Annotated in this window: 15 protein-coding genes and 2 pseudogenes; 6 read left to right on the top strand and 11 right to left on the bottom strand. The window is 72.0% G+C overall.

What is annotated here, in order from left to right; genetic code table 11:
• Window positions 1-281: 281 nt before the first annotated feature.
• Together OHU35_RS17940 and OHU35_RS17935 are read right to left on the bottom strand one after the other, a co-directional pair.
• Complete coding sequence (locus OHU35_RS17940; RefSeq protein WP_405505937.1) at window positions 282-2687, bottom strand: glycoside hydrolase family 65 protein; 2406 nt, start codon at window positions 2685-2687, stop codon at window positions 282-284.
• A 91-nt stretch (window positions 2688-2778) separates the two neighbouring features.
• Entirely contained in the window at window positions 2779-3660 is an 882-nt protein-coding gene (locus OHU35_RS17935) for a universal stress protein (protein WP_405505935.1), read from the bottom strand.
• Window positions 3661-3833: 173 nt separating this feature from the next.
• On the opposite strand from OHU35_RS17935, the gene OHU35_RS17930 reads away from it, so the two are divergent.
• Both OHU35_RS17930 and OHU35_RS17925 read left to right on the top strand, forming a co-directional pair.
• Window positions 3834-4292 (top strand): cyclic nucleotide-binding domain-containing protein, encoded by a 459-nt coding sequence (locus OHU35_RS17930; protein WP_405505933.1) that lies wholly within the window; start codon window positions 3834-3836, stop codon window positions 4290-4292.
• Between the two features lie 52 nt (window positions 4293-4344).
• A pseudogene (locus OHU35_RS17925) lies at window positions 4345-4886 on the top strand (BON domain-containing protein).
• 39 nt (window positions 4887-4925) lie between these two features.
• Here the strand turns inward: OHU35_RS17925 and OHU35_RS17920 are convergent.
• Window positions 4926-5600 (bottom strand): pyridoxamine 5'-phosphate oxidase family protein, encoded by a 675-nt coding sequence (locus OHU35_RS17920; RefSeq protein ID WP_189726877.1) that lies wholly within the window; start codon window positions 5598-5600, stop codon window positions 4926-4928.
• A gap of 22 nt (window positions 5601-5622) precedes the next feature.
• Window positions 5623-6696, bottom strand: a complete 1074-nt coding sequence (locus OHU35_RS17915; protein WP_189726876.1) for a zinc-dependent alcohol dehydrogenase family protein — start codon at window positions 6694-6696, stop codon at window positions 5623-5625.
• Window positions 6697-6921: 225 nt separating this feature from the next.
• Here OHU35_RS17915 and OHU35_RS17910 point away from each other — a divergent pair, with 225 nt between their 5' ends.
• A complete protein-coding gene (locus tag OHU35_RS17910; RefSeq protein WP_189726875.1) occupies window positions 6922-7317 on the top strand; it encodes an STAS domain-containing protein in 396 nt (131 codons plus the stop codon).
• Window positions 7318-7419: 102 nt separating this feature from the next.
• On the opposite strand, the gene OHU35_RS17905 is transcribed toward OHU35_RS17910, so the two are convergent.
• The 4 genes and pseudogenes from OHU35_RS17905 to OHU35_RS17890 all read right to left on the bottom strand — a co-directional run bounded on the left by OHU35_RS17905 (window position 7420) and on the right by OHU35_RS17890 (window position 10448).
• Window positions 7420-7914, bottom strand: coding sequence for a flavodoxin domain-containing protein (locus OHU35_RS17905; RefSeq protein ID WP_189727067.1), 495 nt, complete (start codon window positions 7912-7914; stop codon window positions 7420-7422).
• 72 nt (window positions 7915-7986) lie between these two features.
• Window positions 7987-8184: pseudogene (locus OHU35_RS17900) on the bottom strand (acetate--CoA ligase family protein); the annotation flags it as partial.
• Between the two features lie 400 nt (window positions 8185-8584).
• Window positions 8585-9463 carry a universal stress protein gene (locus OHU35_RS17895; protein WP_189726874.1) on the bottom strand — a complete coding sequence of 293 codons (879 nt, stop codon included), beginning with the start codon at window positions 9461-9463 and terminating at the stop codon, window positions 8585-8587.
• 76 nt (window positions 9464-9539) lie between these two features.
• A complete protein-coding gene (locus OHU35_RS17890; RefSeq protein ID WP_189726873.1) occupies window positions 9540-10448 on the bottom strand; it encodes a universal stress protein in 909 nt (302 codons plus the stop codon).
• A 246-nt stretch (window positions 10449-10694) separates the two neighbouring features.
• Here OHU35_RS17890 and OHU35_RS17885 point away from each other — a divergent pair, with 246 nt between their 5' ends.
• Window positions 10695-11396 carry a response regulator transcription factor gene (locus tag OHU35_RS17885; protein WP_189726872.1) on the top strand — a complete coding sequence of 234 codons (702 nt, stop codon included), beginning with the start codon at window positions 10695-10697 and terminating at the stop codon, window positions 11394-11396.
• Between the two features lie 23 nt (window positions 11397-11419).
• Here OHU35_RS17885 and OHU35_RS17880 read toward each other — a convergent pair whose 3' ends face one another.
• The 3 genes from OHU35_RS17880 to OHU35_RS17870 form a co-directional block, all read right to left on the bottom strand.
• Window positions 11420-13150: a GAF domain-containing protein gene (locus OHU35_RS17880; protein ID WP_405509260.1), complete on the bottom strand. Its 1731-nt coding sequence runs from the start codon at window positions 13148-13150 to the stop codon at window positions 11420-11422.
• 101 nt (window positions 13151-13251) lie between these two features.
• Window positions 13252-15000, bottom strand: a complete 1749-nt coding sequence (locus tag OHU35_RS17875; RefSeq protein ID WP_405505931.1) for an IclR family transcriptional regulator C-terminal domain-containing protein — start codon at window positions 14998-15000, stop codon at window positions 13252-13254.
• A 72-nt stretch (window positions 15001-15072) separates the two neighbouring features.
• On the bottom strand, window positions 15073-16335 hold the full coding sequence (locus tag OHU35_RS17870) for a M6 family metalloprotease domain-containing protein (RefSeq protein WP_359893833.1): 1263 nt from the start codon (window positions 16333-16335) through the stop codon (window positions 15073-15075).
• Between the two features lie 600 nt (window positions 16336-16935).
• Here OHU35_RS17870 and OHU35_RS17865 point away from each other — a divergent pair.
• Window positions 16936-17580 carry a TetR/AcrR family transcriptional regulator gene (locus OHU35_RS17865; RefSeq protein ID WP_189726871.1) on the top strand — a complete coding sequence of 215 codons (645 nt, stop codon included), beginning with the start codon at window positions 16936-16938 and terminating at the stop codon, window positions 17578-17580.
• Between the two features lie 124 nt (window positions 17581-17704).
• Window positions 17705-19246, top strand: a complete 1542-nt coding sequence (locus OHU35_RS17860) for an MFS transporter (protein ID WP_189726870.1) — start codon at window positions 17705-17707, stop codon at window positions 19244-19246.
• The last annotated feature ends 62 nt before the right edge of the window (window positions 19247-19308 follow it).

Below are 19308 nucleotides of genomic sequence, written 5' to 3'. Positions count from 1 at the left end.
GCGGGGGCCTGCAGAGAGCCTTGGAGAACATCCAGGAAGTGGATCTTCAGCCAGGATCACAAGCCCGCTGGTCAGGCATGGTGCGACGTCCTCCGCAGTGTCACCTGAGCAGACAACGCGACGTACCGAAGACCGACCACAGACAGCGTAGCGGATGCGCGCAGGCGAGCGTCGTCGGTACAGGAGCAGACGAGGAGGATGGCGGGACTGTCGTGTGATTTGTGTCAGCTTATGTAGGTTTTTGCAGCGTCGCAGGCACGCACCCCCCGTCAGGTTCAGTCTCAGTCCGCAAGGAGCAGCCGGCACGTTTCCCCCGGCTGGACGCTGACCGTGCGGTCGGGCAGTTCGATGTCGATCGGCATGAGGTCGGACGGTGGCACGGCGATCTCCAGTCGTCCGCTCGTCAGCCGCAGCTCTATGCCCCAGTGGCCCTGGTAGCTGATGGAGAAGCCGTACGAGGACAGCTCGGGCAGCGGAACGGGGTCCAGCCACAGCGCACCGGAGCGGGTCTCCAGGCCGGTCAGACCTCGCTGGACCAGGTCGAGGGTGCCGGCCATGGCGCCCAGATGGATGCCCTCGCCGGTGGTGCCGCCCTGCAGGTCGGCGATGTCGCCACGCAGGGCCTCCTGGCAGAACGTCCATGCCTCGGCGCGTCGGCAACGGGCCAGGACCCAGCCGTGGACCAGGCCGCTGAGGGTGGAGCCGTGGCTGGTGCGGCCGAGGTAGTAGTCGACCGTCCGCCGCCACGTGTCCTCGTCCAGCGGGTGGCCCAACCGGGCGAAGAGTCCCTGGAGTTCGGCCGGCGAGAACAGATAGCCGAGCATGAGCACATCGGCCTGCTTCGACGCCTTGTAGTGGTTGACGGTGTCGCCCTCCGCCTCCAGGATCCGGTCCAGGCGCCGAATGTCGCCGTACCGCTCGCGATAGTCGTCCCAGTCGAGTTCCGCCAGGTCGCCGTAACCCTCGAACTGGCTGATGACACCGTTGTGGAAGGGGACGTGGAGCGTGCGGGAGACGTCCTCCCAGTGGTCCGCTTCACCGTCGTCCAGAGCGGTGCGTTCGGCCAGTTCTCGGCGGCGGGGCTCGGGCAGTGTGCGCAGCACCTCCAGGGCGCGGGTGAGTACCCAGGCGGCCGTGACGTTGGTGTACGCGTTGTCGTCCAGGCCGGGCCGCTCGGCGCCGGGGTAGGCCTCGTGGTACTCGTCGGGGCCGACCACGCCCCGGATACGGTGCCGTCCGAGGTTCTCGTCCCAGGTGGCCGAGTCCGCCCAGAACCGCGCGATGTGCAGCAGCATCTCGGCGCCCTCGGCGTGCAGGAACTCCGCGTCGCGGCTGGCCTCGCAGTACTGCCACACGTTGTAGGCGATCGCCGATCCGACGTGGTGCTGAAGGTGGGTCTGGTCGGGCAGCCAGCGGCCCGAGCGCGGGTTGAGGTGCAGTTGCTGGGTCTCCTCGCGTCCGTCGCTGCCGCTCTGCCAGGGATACAGCGCGCCGCGTCGGCCGATGGCCCGGGCCGCGGCGCGGGCCCGGTCCAGGCGCCGGTGGCGGTAGTGGAGCAGTGCGCGGGACACCTCGGGGAGGTGCAGGTTCAGGTACGGCAGGACGAACAGCTCGTCCCAGAAGACGTGCCCGCGGTAGGCCTCGCCGTGCAGTCCGCGGGCCGGGACGCCCACGTCCAGGTCGGCGGTGTGCGGGGAGAGGGTCTGGAGCACGTGGAAGAGGTGCAGGCGCAGGATGGGGCCCGCTTCCCCGGGGACATCGAGTTCGGCCCGCCGCCACAGCTGGTTCCAGGCCCCGCGGTGGGACTCCAGCAGCTGCTCGAAGCCGGGCGCCGCGTCGATCCGGTCCACGGCGGCCTGCAGCGGATCGCTGATCGCGGGGTCGTGCGAGGTGTGCAGGGCGACGCACTTGTCGACGGTGGCGGTACGGCCGGGGGCCAAGGACAGCCGTAGGCGCTGCACGGTGCGCGAGGGCCGGCGCAGGTCCACGACCGGCGCGGGGGCGGTGAGCCGGGCGGCCAGGGCGATCCCGATGTCCGAGGTGCGGGTCCGGCAGCGCAGCCACATCGTGCCGGGCGCCGCCGTACCGGTGTGCACATGGGTCAGGTGGCGACCGTCCAGGTCCCGGTAGCGCGGCACCCCGGCATTGGTGACGCCGCCGTCGAGCGCGGCCTCGACCTCCAGCTCACCGGTGAAGTCCTCGGCGGTGAACTCGGTGCGCAGCGCCGCGAGGTGCGGGTCGGCCATGTGCACCAGCCGCTGCTGCCGTACGGACAGCGCTCGCCCCTGACCGAGGGCGTACCGGGTGCGGCGCTCCAGCACTCCCGAGTCCAGGTGGAGGGTTTGCCGGTGGTCCAGGACGGTCCCCGTATCGGGGGTGAGCCACTCCCCGTCCGTGAGCCGGAAGCGCAGCGGGAGCCAGTTGGGGACGTTGACCAGGTCCTCGTTCTCGACCCGGCGTCCCTCGACCTCGGAGGTGAGCCGGTTGTAGCAGCCCGCCACGTACGTGCCCGGATAGTGGATGTCGTCCGCCGCACACTCGGGCAGCGCCCCGCGGGTGGCGAAGCGGCCGTTGCCCAGGGTGCACAGCGACTCCCTCAGCCGCTCGTCCGCGGGACGGTAGCCCTCGTATTCCCAGGTCCCCTCGTGCTCCCAGGTCCCCTCGTGCTCCCGCGTCCGGTCCGTCACGAGGCTGTCTCCTCTGCGCAAGGGGCGGCGAGGCCCGACGCTCTCCCATTCTTCCCTCGCCGGGCCCGCCGCGCTCTTCGGCGCGGGGCCCTCAGACCCGCTGAGGCACGACGGCCACGGGGCACTGGGCGTGGTGCAGCAGCGTGTGGGCCACCCTGCCGAGCTGGAGCCCGAAGTGGCCCTGCCGACGCTGCGCTCCGACGATCACGAGGTCGGCCGCGGCCGACAGGTGCACCAGTACCTTGCGGGCGGGTCCCTCCGCCGTCGTACGGCGCACCCGGACACCCGGGTGTTCGGCCAACGCCTCACGCAACAGTTCGTCGAGCTCGGTGCGGGCCCGCTCCTCGTGGTACCGGTCAGGTGCCTCGGCGAGCGCGGCCGTGTCGTCGGCCTCGCGCGCGGGGCAGCACCAGGCCCGGACCATGTCGAGAGCGCACCCACGGGCCTCGGCCTCATGAAAGGCGAACCGAACGGCCTCCCCGCTCGTCGCGGGGTCTTTGGCGCCGAGAAGGATCCGCTCGTGGGTACCGGCCAGGCCGGCCTTGTCGCCCCGCACCACGATCACCGGACAGTGCGCGCGGGCCGCGACGGCCAGCCCCACGGAGCCGAGCAGCAGTCCCTTCAGCTCGCCGCGGCCCCGCGACCCGGTGATCAGGGCGGTGGCGTTGTTGCCAGCGTGCAGGAGCGCGTCCGCCGCCTCGGCCAGGATGACGTCGGTGGACACCTTCACATCGGGGTTGCGCCGCCCGGCGTGCTCCGCGGCGGAGGCGACGATGTGGTCGGCCAGCACCTGCCCCGTCGGGCGGTCCGAACCGATCGACGGCGTGACGCCCTCGTATCGCTCCCAGAGGGAGGCATGGACCAGCCGCAGCGGAAGACCGTGCAGGGCGGCTTCGTCCACCGCCCAGTCGACCGCCGTCAGACTGCCGTCCGATCCGTCGACGCCCACGATCAGTGGCAGTTCCAGCGTCATCGTTCCCACCGCCTCGTCACCGGGCAGCCTGCAGATCCGCTCTCACCGTCGCAGGCGTGGAGACGGGACACGAGGGGCCGACCGGCCCCTGCCCGGCCCGTTCGGCCCGTGGTGCCCCGCAGCGGTCCGGCACACGCTGATATCAGCAAGGCCGGCGGAAAGGAGTCGGAGCGATGACCTCCACCACCCACCTGGCCGAGGCTCTCCCGGCCGTACCGCGCGAGCGGCTGATGCGCATCGCCCGCGAGGTGTCCTTCGACGCGGGTGCACGCCTGTTTGAGGAAGGCCGGCGCGCCGAGCGGTTCTGGATCGTGCGCACGGGGACCGTCGTGCTCGACCTCCATGTCCCGGGCCGGCGGGCCGCTGTCGTCGAGTCCCTGGGACAGGGCGAACTGGTCGGCTGGTCGTGGCACTTCCCGCCGCACGTATGGCACCTGGGCGGGGAAGCGACGGGCCCGGTGCGGGCCTTCGAGTTCGACGCGGAAACCGTGCGGGCGATGTGCGCCCAGGACGCCGAGTTCGGCCGGGCGATCGCGGTCTGGGTCGGCCGTGCGGTCGCCCACCGGCTGCACGCGTCGCGCGTCCGGTTGCTCGACCTGTACGCCCCGTACGGCAGCGGGAGCTCGGTATGAGCCATGTCCCACCGCGGTGCTGACCGACCTGACCGTCCCCGGGAGAGCAACCATGCATGGCAGCCCGCACATCGTCGGCGATGTCATGACGCACACCGTCGTGGCGATCGGCCGTGAGGCCCTGTTCAAGGACATCGTCGAGGTCATGGAGCAGTGGAAGGTCAGCGCGGTACCCGTCCTGGAGGGCGATGGCCGGGTGATCGGGGTCGTCTCCGAGGCCGATCTGCTGCCCAAGGAGGAGTTCCGGGACAGCGACCCGGACCGCTGTACGCAGCGGCGCCGGCTGTCCGACCTGGCCAAGGCGGGCGCGGTGACGGCGGAGGAGCTGATGAGCTCCCCGGCCGTGAAAAGGTCTTCCTGCGAGCCGACGAGGAACTCGCCGAGGAGATCCGCCGCGAGGTCGTGGCCTGCCTCTTCCCCGCCCCGGTCGAGCCCATCCGCGTGGACGTGCGGGACGGAGTCGTCACCCTCACCGGCCGCGTCCGGGACACCTCCCTCGTGCCCGTCGCGGCCCGTCTGGTCCGCTCCGTCGAGGGTGTGGTGGACGTCGAGTGCCACCTCTTCGGGGCGTCCGCTCCGAGCGAGCCACAGTGACCACACTGAAGTCGTGTCAGAGACCCCACTGAAGTCGTGTCAGACCGTGATCCGGCGGCCGGTGACGCCGACGGGCTCGACGCACAGCCACAGCTCGCGCCGGCCACCCGCCCACGGCGTGCTGAACACCTGCTCCTCGAGACGGGCTGCCTCGTCCTGATCCGTCACGGCCCTCGCGGGGCCGCGTACCAGCACGCTCCAGCCCTCGCTGAACGCCTCGTCAATGCGGTCGACCTCGAAGGCGACCTGGTGGCCGGCCGCTTGGGCGGGTGTCGAGCCGGGGGCCGTACGGAAGACGATCTCACCGTCGACGACGCTGTAGTTGACCGGCATGACGACCGGGCCGGCGGCCGTGGACACGGCAAGACGCCCCACGCCGTGCGGCGAGAGCAGGGAGCGGCACTCCGCCTCGGTCAGCTCCGTGAACCGGGGAGTGCGGGAGGCCCGTCCGAGGCCGGGCGGCAGCTCGGTGTCGCCGCCGGTCAGGTGCCGCACGGTGGTCTTCAGCGCTCCCGCGAGCCGGAGCAGGGTGCCGGCGCCCGGGTCCGCGGCGGGCCGCTCCTCCAGGTACTGGAGGTAGGCCGGAGCCATGCCCGCTCGAGTGGCCGTCTCCTGTCGGGTCAGGCCGAGTTCCGTACGGCGCTGGGTGATCCGCCGCGCGAGATCGCCCATCGGGCGCCCTTCCACAGCGTGGGACGAGGCCGGTTCGGTCATGGTCCTGCACCTCTCTCCTTCGTCAGGCCGCCCCCATGGGGACGATCTCCTCGTGCTGCTCCTCGCCCAGCACGACCTTGAGCGCGCCGGTGTCCGCGGCCCGGCCGAAGACGTCGTACGCCTCCTCCATGTGGGCCGGCGGGAAGGTGTGCGTGACCAGCTGCCCGGTGGGCAGCCGGCCGGCCGCCGCCATCCGGAGCAGCGTGGGGGTGGAGTACGTGTCCACCAGGCCCGTGGTGATGGTGACGTTCTTGATCCACAGGTCTTCCAGATGCAGGCTCGCGGGCTTCCCGTGCACGCCGACGTTGGCCACGTGCCCGCCCGGCCGCACCATGCGCGTGCAGAGCTCGAACGTCTCCGGGACGCCCACGGCCTCGACGACCACGTCCGCGCCCAGCCCGTCGGTGAGGTCCGAGACCAGTTGCTCGGGGGCTTCCCGGGCGTCCGCCACCGCGTCCGCGCCGAGCCGCTTGGCTGCTTCCAGCCGGGCGGCGGCAAGATCCACGGCGACGATCCGCTCCGGTGCGAACAGCCGGGCGGTGGCGATGGCCGCGAGCCCGACGGGGCCGGAGCCCACGACGGCCACGGTGTCGCCGGGCCGGACATGCCCGTTGAGCACACCCACCTCGTACCCGGTCGGGAAGATGTCGGCCAGCAGTACGGCGTCCTTGCTGTCCAGGGCGCTGGGCAGCGGGTGCACGGACAGGTCGGCGTACGGCACGCGGACGTACTCGGCCTGGGTGCCGTCGATCAGGTGCCCCAGGATCCAGCCTCCGCCGCCCCGGCACTGGCCGTACATGCTCTCGCGGCAGTAGCGGCAGCGGCCGCAGGCGGTGATGCAGGAGACCAGTACCCGGTCTCCCGGCCGCACCGTGCTCACGTCCCCGCCGACGTCGACGATCTCACCGACCGCCTCGTGCCCCAGCACCGTGCCGGGGCGTACCTCGGGAACGTCGCCTTTGAGGATGTGCAGGTCCGTTCCGCAGATGGTGACGGCGTCGACCCGCACGATGGCGTCGGTCGCCTCCTTGATACCGGGGTCAGGGACGTCCTCCCAGGCGGACTGTCCGGGGCCGTGGAAGACGTAGCCCTTCATGGCGTTCCCACCTTCCGGTGCGGGCGCGGCGCCGGGAGAGCACCGCGATTCCAGCATGGCGCGGGCCGGTGGGAGGCGCATGGGCCGGTCGGCCCCATCCGGTGTCCGGACGGGTTCTTCCGCGGCCGGCGGTCGGTGATTCAGCCCCAGGGGCGCTTCGACCCCGGCCGGCAATTGGGCCGGTCGGCCCTACCGCGGATCCGTCGGTCCGGCTTTGCTCGGACCATGGCCGACAATCCGCTCAGGTCCGCGCCGTCTCCTGCGGAGCGCACGGCCGGCGAGAGCACCGTCGTGACGCTGGCCGGCGAGATGGACCTGCTCACGGCACCGGGTCTGACGGCGCGCCTCGACCCGCTGACGGCGAGCCCTCACTCCGACCTGGTGCTGGACCTGCGTCCGGTGGTCTTCATCGACTGCACCGGGCTGGGGATCCTGTGCCGGGCGCGGAACCGCGTGCTGGCCCGGCACGGTCGGCTGCGCCTGGTCTCCGACAGCGCCGGTTTCCGGCGCATTCTGCGGCACACGGGGCTGGCGGGCGTCTTCGAGGTGCTTCGGTGCCTGCCCCTGGGCGTGGCCGGTGCCCCGACCGCGGACGCCTCGGAGACTCGGGCGGCGGGGTGACCGTCGCCCGTGCGGGACCCCGGCCTCCACGACAACGGCCGCAGGCAACGGGACGGACGATCCCTGTGTCTCGCGATCCGGCCGGCGCGGACGGCGCAGGAGTCAGCTCGTCAGCTCCTGGCCGATCCGCGCCGCCCACGTCTCGATCCGCTCGAAGTCGCGGAAGTCACCGCCCTTTCCGCTACGGAGAATCATCCGCGCGACCCAGCCCTTCGCGCCCTCCTTCAGGCAGCCTCCGAAGGTGATGTGTTCCCGGGCGTCGAGCCGGATTATGGCCTTTTTCACGCCGGGCACGGGTGGGATGTCCCGCTCCGAGGCCGAGGGGTCGAGCGGGCCGCTGCTGAAGAACCACACCGGGCGTTCGGCCAGGGCTTTGCCGTGCCGCCGGACGAAGCGGCGGGCGTCCTTGTGCCAGCGGCCGGCGTACAGCCCGCCACCCACCACGACGGCGTCGTACGCCGCCGCGCTCGGCACCCCCCGGGCGGGACGCGCCTCGGCCGTCAGTCCGTCCTTGCGCAGGACCTCCGCGACCTTCTCGGCGATCTCCGCCGTCGAACCGTTCGTCGTTCCGTAGGCGACCAGCACGTTCTTCGCCATCATGATCCGCCTCCTCTCACAGTCCGGCTCTCGCGTTCCGACCGGCCGACCGATGCGGCCGGCGCGGCCGGCTCAGCGGAGCCGGCGCAGACAGGGGTCCTGGGCCCGGCGCGGCAGCAGGCGCACGCGGGCGTAGAGCACGGTGACCGTTCCGGGCGTCGCCAGGAGCGGGTTGAGGTCGGCCTCCGCGAGCTGCGGCAGATCGCTCGCCATCCGCGACAGCCGTTGGAGCAGGTGTTCCAGCGCCGGGAGGCCGACGGGGCGGCTGCCTGCGTCTGCGGTTCTTCGCCGCGAGCCGCCGATCCGCCGCCATGGCCGCCGACCGGGCAAGCGTGCCGTTCATCTCGACCTCCAGGGCGACGCTCAAGTGCGAGCTGCCTTCCGGGACTTCGACACACGCTCCGGCGAGGGGACATCTCCTCGTGGAGGCCCCGCGACCGCTCGCGGTCCTCCTGCCGCACGGCGCGTATGCACACGGTCGTGCCGTCCCCGAGCAGCGCGTGGACCGGGGGCCGGTCGAGCACGTCGTGCGTCATGGTGGTCTCCTCCGAGCCTCTCGACGCTTCGAGCATCCGGCGGATCGAGGAAACGCCGCATGGGCTGTCCGGGGTCGGCCAGGGGCCGATCGGCCCTATGGCCCGCCGCGTCGAGGGCCGCGGCCGCGATGCGGTCAGGCCCGTTCGGGGACGACCGCGACCGGGCAGGCCGCGTGGTGCAGAACGGCGTGCGTGACGCGGCCGATCCGGAGTCCGATGCCATGGGGACGTCTGGCGCCGACCACGAGGAGGGCGGCATCGGCTGAGGCGTCGAGCAGTACGGTGCGGGCGGTGCCCTCGACGGTCCGGCGGCGCACCTCGACAGCCGGATACTCCTCGGCCGGGGCGTGGAGCCCGGTTTCCAGGGCGTCGACGGCGCTCTGCTCGTGCACATGGGCGGGTTCACCGGCGAGCAGCAGGTGGTCGGCGGTCTCGTGCGCGGTGCAGTGCCAGGCCCGCACGGCCTCCAGCGGTACCGCGCGCTGGGCCGCCTCCCGGAAGGCGAAACGCACGGCCGCCGAGTCCGCGGCATGGTCCGGGACTCCTACGACGATGCGGCGGCCCCGCGCCGGGGGCCCGGCTCGGTCGTCGTGGTCACCGCGTACCACGATCACCGGACCGTCGGCCTGTCCGGCCACGGCGAGGCTGACCGAGCCCAGCAGCAGTTCGGCGGCGCCCCCGCGGCCGCGCGAGCCCACGACCAGCGCGGAGGCACCGCGCGCCGCGCGACGGAGTACCGGCACCGGCCCCTCGGGCACGACCTCGGTGGCGATCTCCATGTCCGGGACCCGCCTCCGAGCCCGCTTGGCGGCGGCCACCACGAGCACATCGGTGAGGATCTGCTCCGTCTTTCCCGGCCCCGCGGCGAAGACGGCGTGTTCGTAGCGCTCCCACAAAGACGCGTACACCACGCGCAGCGGTACCCCGCGCAGCGCGGCCTCGTCGGTCGCCCAGTCCACCGCCCGCAGACTGGACTCGGAGCCGTCCACGCCGACGATGACGGGCAGATTCATCGCCCTGATCCCTCCTTGGCGTGCTGTTCGGAACGGACGGCGACCGCCGTCGGCGTGCTGCTGAGGCGGTGACGCGTCAGTCGTGCGGAACGACGACGACGGGGGCGGCGGCGTGGTGCAGCACGGCATGCGTCACGGAGCCGATGTGCGTCCCGAACGGGCTGCGGCGGATCCGCCGTCCCACGACGACCAGCGATGCCTGGCGAGAGGCGTCGATCAGCAGAGCCGCCGCGCTGCCCGAGTGGGACATCTCGACCACCTCGACGGAGGGGTACTTGTCCCTCCACAGGCGCAGTGCGTCGGTGAGCGCGGTGGCCTGCGAGCGGACGACCTGGTCATGCCGGTACACGTCGCCGGCGCCTCTGCCGTAGACGAACCACGAGGGCAGGTGCCATCCGTGCACGGCCCGTAGGGCGGTCCCGCGCCGGGCGGCCGCGTCGAAGGCGAAGTCGATCACCGAAGCTTCGAGGTGGTCGGTGTCGATGCCGAGCACGACCGGCCGGTATCGCGTCGCGGCCGACGGGATGCCCGCCGGATCCCTCTCGTGCTCGTCGGCCGCCTGCTCACCGGCCCGGACCAGGACCACGGGCCGCTCGGCGCGCGCCACCACGGCCAGTCCGACCGAACCCATCAGGAACCCGCCGATGCCGCCCAGACCGCGCGATCCCAGGACGAGCAGTTCGGCGTCCCTGGCGGCGTCGCCCAGCACCTTGCCGGGGTGGCCGGACAGGTGCTCGGAGGTCACCTCGACGCCGGGGTGACGCAGACCGACACCTTCCGCGGATTCGCGGGGAATCTCCTCGCCCCAGTCCTGCTGGGTCTCGACACCCAGCTGTGGGGCCTGCGCGATGGGCTCCGGCGCCGGCTCCCGCACATGAAGGAGCTTCACCGGCAGGCGGCGCTGCGCCGCCTCGCGGGCAGCCCACTCGGCGGCGGCGCGGCTCTCGGGCGAGCCGTCCAGACCCACGGTGATCGTGCGGGACATGGTCTCCACCTCCGGAGTAGAAGGTCTTGACTCGAGCGTCGCCTCCACCGGCCGTCGCGGTGGAGGGGCCATAGGTCCCCTGCCGGGACCGAAGGGCCCTACCGCAGGGCCGAGACAGCACGCGCCTCGGTACTCCGCCCCCGACATGCCTTGGGCCGATCGGCCCTAGTGCATCCGGCCTCCGCACGTAATGATCGTGGTCACGGGCGGTCCGCAGTCCGCCCTTCCGGCCGACGAGGGGTCGAGATGACCGAGCCGCGCACCTTCAGCGAAGAGCACCCGATCCGGGTCTTCCTGCTCGACGACCACGAGGTCGTGCGCCGCGGCCTGGCCGACCTGCTGGACGCCGAACCCGACATCTCGGTGGTCGGGGACGCCGAGAACGTCGCGCACGCGCTCGCCCGCGGACCGGCGCTCCGCCCCGACGTCGCCGTCCTCGACGTACGCCTGCCGGACGGCGACGGCATCACCGTCTGCCGCGAACTGCGCAGCCGGATGCCCGGGCTGGCCTGTCTGATGCTGACTTCGTTCGACGACGAGGAGGCCCTGCTCGACGCGATCATGGCCGGGGCCTCCGGCTATGTCCTCAAGCAGATCAAGGGCTCCGACCTGATCTCGGCGGTACGCACGGTCGCCTCCGGGCGGTCCATGCTGGACCCGGAAACCACGGCCCGGCTGATGCGCTCCCTGCGCGCCGACCCGTCCGAGGAGCCGGCCATCGCCCCCGAACTGGCGAGCCTGTCGCCGCGCGAGCGGGAGATTCTCGCCCTGATCGGGGACGGGCTCACCAACCGTGAGATCGGCAAGAAGCTCTACCTGTCCGAGAAGACCGTCAAGAACCACATCTCCCGGCTCCTGGCCAAGCTCGGCGTACAGCGACGGGTTCAGGCCGCGGTCCTCGCATCGCAGTTGGAGCACCCCGTCACGAGTGAGCACCCGTCACACTGAGCCGGGGCCACCGACGAGCCACTTCATCCTCGGGCCGACCGCACCGGCACCCGCCACACCACCCGGGCGCCGCCTCCTTCCGGGCGCTCACCGAGCCGGAGGTCGCCGCCGAGGGCGACGGCCCGCTCCTCCATGTTCCGCAGGCCGCTGCGTACGGCGTCCTCCGGTATCCCGCAGCCGTCATCGGTGACCGTGAGCGTCAACTCGCCCTGGGTGCATCTCAGGTGCACGTCCACGGAGCGGGCCCCGGAGTGCCGGGCCACGTTGCTCAGCGCCTCGCCGAGCACCGCGAGCGTGTGATCAGCGATGTCGCCCGGTACATCCGTGTCGACCAGCCCCTCGACACGCACCGCGGGAGCGAAGCCCAGAGACGAGGCCGCCGCCGTCACCGCGTCCGAGACCCGGCCACGCAGGCCGCTGCCCTGCCTCGCCCCGCCGTGCGTCCGCAGCCCGAAGATCGTGGACCGGATGATCTTGATGGTCTCGTCCAGATCGTCCACGGTCCGCGACAACCGTTCCACAGCCTCCGGATGGTCGATGAAACGCTGGGCGCTCTGCAGCGTCATCCCCGCCGCGAACAGTCGCTGGATGGCGAGGTCGTGCAGGTCGCGGGCGATGCGGTCACGGTCCCGCAGCAGCGCGATCTGCTCGGCGTCCCGGCGCCGCTCGGCCAGCTCCAGTGCCAGTGCCGCCTGCCCGGCGAACCCGAGCAGGGGGAGCGTGTCGGCGTCCGTGAACGGCGTACGTCCCGCCGCGCGCCCCAGCAGCAACACACCGCCGGCCTTACCTCCGGCCTCCAGCGGCACACCGACCACGGGCCCGAGCCCGGCCCACTGCGCCGCGTCCCCGCTGGTCCGCCGGTCCTCCCGGATGTCGGCGCTCACCGCCGGCTCCGCCGTGGTGAGAACGGCGGCCACGAATCCGTCCTTGCCGGACATCACCAGGCCGCTGCGCCGCTCCCCGTCCAGCCCGACGGCGAGCAGCGGCCGCAGTGCGTTCTCCTCGGGCACACGCTCGGCGATCATCCCGGCATCGGCGTCGGCGATCTGACACGCCTGCTCCACGATCAGTTCGAGGACATCCGTGCTCGGCGCACCCGACAGCAGGGCACGCGTGACCTCGGAGCTCGCCCCCAGCCACCGCTCGCGCAGCCGCGTCTCCTCGTACAGACGGGCGTTCTCGATGGCCACGCCCGCCGCCACCGCGAGGGTGGCGAGCACCGACTCGTCCTCGGCGTCGAACTCCTCCGCGCTGCGCTTCTCCGTGAGGTAGAGGTTGCCGAACACCTGGTCACGTACCCGGATGGGCACGCCGAGGAAGGAGTGCATCGGAGGGTGGTGCGACGGGAAGCCGTACGAGGCCGGGTGCTCGGAGATCTCCGCCAGCCGCAGCGGCTCGGGGTGCCGGATCAGCTCGCCCAGAATGCCGTGCCCGCTGGGCAGGTCCCCGATCCGGGCCCGCTGCTCGTCGCTGATACCGACGGTGTGGAACTCGGAGAGCATGCGGTCGTCGCCGATGACTCCCAGGGCCCCGTACTCGGCGTCCACGAGCACCACGGCCGCCTCGACGATGCGCCGGAGCACCTGTGGCAGATCCAGCTCCCGGCCGACGGAAAGCACTGCCTCCAGCAGGCTGTGGACACGGTCCTGGGTGCCCCGTGCCGCGTCGATCCGCGCCTGCAGCTCGTCCAGCAGTTCGTCCAGCCGCAGCTTGGGCAGGTGCTGCTCGGATCGACCGGGCCGTTCCCCGCTCATCGTCGCCTCCGACCGGCTCACGCGGACGCACCCGGGCCAGGCGCCTTCCTTCCCTCACGATAGTGCGTGGTGGCCTGGTCGGACGGCGTGAACCGTGGGGGTCAGGTCAGGGGGACGTGGGTGAAGCGGGCGGCGGTGTGGAGGTCGGATTCGATGCGGGTGGCTGTTGTCGTCAGTTCGGGGAGGAGGTCCGTCACGCACTCCCGGAGGCTGTGGCGGCTCGCGTGCATCGCCGTGTTCAGGGCGGCCACCACCCGGCCGGACCGGTCGCGGATCGGGACCGCGATGGAGCGGAGGCCCTCCTCCAGTTCCTCGTCCACCAGGGCGTAGCCCTGGGAGCGGACCGAGGTCAGGGTGTGGGCCTGCTCCGCCCGGCCGACGGCCCTGTCCGACAGGAGGACTCGGCCCAGTGCCGTCGCGTACGCCGGCAGGCGGGTGCCCAGGGTGATGTTCACGCTCAGCACCCGGCCCGTCGCCACCCTCGCCGTGTACTGGATCTCCTCGCCCGAGTCCGAGAGCACCGCCAATGACGTCGACTCGTGGATGCGGGAGGTCAGGTCCGCGAGGTGGGGGTGGGCGATGTCGGGGAGGGTCGTGCGGGAGAGGGGCGGGAAGCCCAGGGAGAGGACCCGGGGGGTCAGGGCGAAGGTGCGGTCGCCTGTCGGCGTCACCAGGTCCAGATGTTCGTAGGTGATCAGTGCGCGGCGGGCCGTCGCCCGGGCCAGGCCCGTTGCCTGGGCCACCTCGGTGAGCGTCAGCTCCGGCCTGTCCTCGCCGAAGGCCGTGAGGACCGTCAGGCCTCGCGCCAGGGATTCGATGAAGTCGCGGCCGAGTCGCTGTTTCGACGCGCCCGTCCAGAGCGCCAGGTTCGACGGTGGTGTGCCGGGGGGCGGAGGTGGGGTGCGGTCCAGCTCCTGCTCCATCTGCGTCACCGCCGCCCGCAGTCTCGGCAGCAGGGTGGTGCGCAGGCTGTGTGCCGTATGGCGGCTCGTGTGGCTGACCACGCTGGCCACGCACGCCGGCGGCCGGTGGTCGCCGGCCGTGTGAGGGGAGCGGACCGGTACCGAGACCGCCACCAAGCCCGGTTCGATCAGCTGGTCGTCCACGGCCCAGCCGTTCGCGGCCGCCTCCCGCGTGCGGCTCACGAACATCTCGTCGTCTCTCGTGTCCGCTCCGTACTTGCGGGGTGGTACGGCCGTGAAGGAGAGGTCCCTCGGGTCCGCCGTCCGGCGTTCGCGCCAGCGTTGCCAGTCGCTGGCCGTCCACTCCGTCGCGAACAGGGGGCCGGGGGCGGTGCGTTCGGCGGGGAGCAGGTCGCCGATGCGGAAGCTCAGGGACATCGCGCGGCGGCGGGTGGCCTGGTGGATGAAGCGGATGCCGTCGCGGTCGGCGACCGCGAGGGAGACCGACTCGTCCAGTTCGTCGGCCAGGGCGTCCGCCCGAGAGGCGAGCAGGGCGGGGAGACGCAGGGCGGCGAGGTAGGCGTTGCCCAGCTCCATCAGGCGGGGGGAGAGGTGTACGTCCCGGCCGTCCACGCGGACGTAGCCCATGCGGGCGAGCGTGGCCGTGATGCGGTCGACCGTGGAACGGGCGAGGCGGGTGGCCCGTTCCAGGCCGCTCAGGCTCAGCGTGCCGTCCGCCTCGGTCAGCTCCCGCAGCACCATGATGCCGCGTATCAGCGGCGTGACCGCCTCGTCCGGTGCGGTCGCCCCCCTGGCCGGTGTGGCCGTGCCGCCGGCCTCTGCCGTCGCCTCGCCTGCCGGCGTCCCGCTGGCCTTCACCGGCGCCCCGTTCTCGTCGGCCGAGGGGGCGGACCCCTCGGGGTCGTCGTTCATGGGCTTCGCTGGCATCGGCTCTCCGGTACGGCGGTCGCGGCAGGCCTACGGTAATCCGGACTCCGGGACGCGTTCCCCCTGGCGTCGCTACCCCCTCGTCACCCGCACCCGATACCCGCCCTCACCCCCACCCCCTCCCTCCAGGTCCACCCCCGCCACCTCGATCTCCACCCCCGTGCGAGCGTCCCGGAACGTCTCCCCGGGCGTGTACGGCGCGTCCGACAGTTCCGCGTGGACGTTCGGCGCCCGGGTGCAGCCGCCGCTGTCGCGGCGGGAGTCGTAGACCGTGACCGGGCCCATGCCCGTGTCCACCTCCGCGTCGACCTTGTAGATCAGGACGCCCGGGCGGCACACCGTCTCGTCGTTGCCCGCACGGGTGCGCAGTTCCACGGCGTAGCCGGTTCCGCTGTCCAGGGGGAGGACGACCAGCTTGGAGCCGCCGGCGTGGGCCAGCGGGGTCAGGGTGTACTCCGAGGTGCCGGGGGTCGCCACGCAGTGGACCTGCGCCGCGTCGAGCCAGCCCAGCTTCCACTTGTGCCAGCCCAGGAAGTCGTTGTTGGCGCCCCAGTCCTCGCTCATGATGTCCCAGTGGCCGACCGCGCCCCCGCCCTCGGCGGTGTACAGGTCGGGCAGGCCGAAGACGTGGCCGTTCTCGTGGGGGAGTACGCGGTAGCCGTTGCGGTCGTAGGAGCCGGAACCGTCGTCCTGGCGGGAGTAGACGAACGAGGCGTTGGCCACGGGGGTGCCGTCGGCTGTCGGGGCCTCGGGGTTGCCGGCGAAGGTGACGGACAGGACCGTGTCCAGGGCGGACGGGCCGGCGTTCGGGGTGACCAGCACGTTCACCAGGTCGTACGCGCGGAAGTCCACCTTGGGGTCGGCCGCGGCCACGAGGTCCTGGACCAGTGCGCGGTAGCCGGGGTCGAAGGGGGCGCCGCGCTCTATGCCGTACGCGCGGAAGGACTTCGGCATCCGCAGCCACCCCGGGATCGGGGTCTCGGGGCGGTAGTCGAGGCGGCCGTAGGAACTGGTGCGGAACCACTCGCGGGTCTGCGGGAAGAACTCCCGGAAGCGGTCCAGGGCGTCGCCGTCGCCGGGGGCGTCGGAGAAGTCGATCATCAGAGTGAGGGCGCGGACGGTGCCGGTGGAGCGGGTGTAGCCATCGGAGGTGGGGATGCCCTCGGACATCTGGACCTCGCGGGCGCCGCGGATCAGGCAGGGGCCGTGGGAGGAGGTACGGGCCAGGGAGATCGGTCCGGCTCCCGCCGCCGTGGCGCCGGGGGTGAGGTGGCCCGTGCCGGCCGAGGTGCTGACCGAGAAGGTCAGCGCGGTCACGCAGGCGAGGACGGCCAGCCGGCGCCGGGGCGGCCGGGATATCCGACAGCGGGGCGGCTGCGCACGGCCGGACCCACCCGACTCCGTACGGCCCGGCCCATCCGACTCCGTACGGCCCGAGCCACCCGACTCTGTACGGCCGGGCCCATCCGACTCCGTCCGGCCCGAGCCACCCGACTCCGTACGGCCGGACCCATCCGACCCCGTACGGCCCGACCCCGCACGGCCCGCCCCCGTCGACCCCGCACGGCCCGACCCAGGATGCTGCGTACGGCCTGGGCCGAGCGACCCCGCCGCGCCCGGCCGGGGTCGCTGAGGCTGCGGCTGCATGCAGGGGACCTCCCGCGCCACGGCAGCCGCCGGTCTCCGGCTGCACCCTTTCGCTCACCCTGCGTTGCGGCGGATGGGGGCGCGCGTTGGAGGAGACCGATCGTGGGTTTCCCATCAGTAGCGCCCCGCGCCCCCTCAGGGCACTTGTGATCCAGGTCACAAAGAAAAAAATCCCGGCTACGGGAAATACCGGGGACCCACTCCCCGTTTAGCCATGTGTCAGAGCGAAACGGGGACGCGCTCCCCGGATCGCGAACACCGCACACCTCATCCATCCAGGAGTACGCCGTGCAGACCGCCACCCCCGAACAGCGCAAGGCGCCCCGGCCTCGCGCCGACGCCCTGCGCAACCGGGAGCGGATCGTCACCGCCGCCCGGGAGATGTTCGTCGAGCACGGCCCCGAGGTGCCGCTCGACGAGATCGCCCGCCGGGCCGGCGTGGGCAACGCCACGGTGTACCGCAACTTCCCGGACCGCGACGCGCTGGTCCGCGAGGTCGTCTGCTCCGTCATGGACCGTACGGCCGCCGCGGCCGAGCTCGCGCTCGCCGAGACCGGCGACGCGTTCGAGGCGCTGGAGCGCTTCGTGCACGCCGCCGCCGACGAGCGGATCAGCGCGCTGTGCCCGATGGTCTCCAGCACGTTCGACAAGCACCACCCGGACCTGGAAGCCGCGCGCGAACGGGTCGAGAGCCAGGTCGCCGAGGTCATGGACCGTGCGAGTGCTGCCGGGCAGCTCCGCTCCGACGTGGGTGTCGGAGACGTCATGATCGCTGTGGCCCAGCTCAGCCGGCCCCCGGCCGGGACGGACTGCTTCCGTGCCGACCCCTTCGTCCACCGCCATCTTCAGCTGTTCCTGGACGGGCTGCGGGCTCCCGCTCGCTCCGTTCTGCCGGGCACGGCCGTGACCCTGGAGGATCTGCGCCAGCCCTGACCGATTAGTTCAGCGCGTCCCATCCGTCTGTAGCCAGGACGACAGTCCCTGCGGCCGTCCCCGTAGACGATCCGCTGTCTCTCGACATCTCTTTCCGTCACGAAGTCCCGAAGTGGGTACCCCCATGTCTGAAACAGCCTCAAAGGCACTCGGCACTCCGGCCGCCTCGCCGGACGCCGGCCGCTGGAAAGCGCTCGTCTTCATCGCGCTCGCCCAGCTGATGGTCGTCCTGGACGCCACCATCGTGAACATCGCCCTGCCCTCCGCCCAGCAGGACCTGGGCATCTCCGACGGCAACCGGCAGTGGGTCGTCACGGCCTACGCCCTCGCCTTCGGCGGTCTGCTCCTGTTCGGCGGCCGGATAGCCGACCTGTGGGGCCGCAAGAGGGCGTTCGTCCTCGGGCTCGGCGGCTTCGCCGCGGCCTCCGCGCTCGGCGGCGCGGCCACCAACGAGGCGATGATGTTCGGCGCCCGCGCCCTCCAGGGCGTCTTCGGCGCGCTGCTCGCGCCCGCCGCGCTCTCCCTGCTCGCCGTGATGTTCACCGACGCCAAGGAGCGCGCCAAGGCGTTCGGCATCTACGGCGCGATCGCCGGTGGCGGCGGTGCCGTCGGTCTGATCCTGGGCGGCTTCCTCACCGAGTACCTGGACTGGCGCTGGACGTTCTTCGTGAACATCCCGTTCGCCATCGTCGCCGCGGCCGGTGCGTACTTCGTCATCCGTGAGCCGGAGGGCGGCCGCAACCGCTCGCCGCTCGACATCCCCGGCGTGATCCTGTCCACCCTCGGCCTGGTCGCCCTGGTCTACGGCTTCACCCGCGCCGAGTCCGACGGCTGGAGCGACTCCGTGACCGTCGGCATGTTCGTCGCCTCCGCCGTCCTGCTGCTGGCCTTCGTGCTCGTCGAGTCCAAGGTCAAGGCCCCGCTGCTGCCGCTGCGCGTGGTCACCGAGCGCAACCGCGGCGGTGTCTACCTCTCCCTCGGGCTCGCGATCATCGCGATGTTCGGTCTGTTCCTCTTCCTGACCTACTACCTGCAGATCGTGAAGGGGTACTCGCCGGTCAAGACCGGGTTCGCCTTCCTGCCGATGATCGCGGGCATGATCACGGGCTCGACCCAGATCGGCACCCGTCTGATGACCCGGGTCGCGCCGCGCCTGCTGATGGGCCCCGGCTTCCTGGTCGCCGCGCTCGGCATGCTGCTGCTGACCCAGCTGGAGATCGGCTCCTCGTACGCGGCCCTGCTGCTGCCGGCGATGCTGCTGCTCGGTCTCGGCATGGGTACGGCGTTCATGCCGGCCATGTCCCTGGCCACCCAGGGCGTCGAGCCCCGGGACTCCGGTGTCGCCTCCGCGATGGTCAACACCTCGCAGCAGGTGGGCGGCGCGATCGGTACCGCCCTGCTGAACACCATCGCCGCCTCGGCGACGACGTCGTACATCGCCGACCACATCGTGGGGGCGACCAGCCGGTCCCAGCAGCAGCTGGTCCAGCTGGAGGGCATGGTCGAGGGCTACACGAGTGCCATCTGGTTCGCCGTCGGCATCCTCGTCGTGGCCGCCGCGATCGCCCTGACCCTGGTCAACGCCGGCCGGCCCGACAGCTCCACGGTGACCGGCTCGGACGCGGACGCGGCGGACGACGTGCAGATCCCGGTCGTCGCCCACTGACGGCGGCCCCCGAGAAAACCCCTTCGGGTTACCCGTGAAGCTCCTTCGGGTCACCCGGAAAC

The organism is Streptomyces purpurascens (assembly GCF_045040895.1).
GTDB lineage: Bacteria > Actinomycetota > Actinomycetes > Streptomycetales > Streptomycetaceae > Streptomyces > Streptomyces purpurascens.
This window is presented reverse-complemented; position numbering and strand designations above follow the sequence as displayed.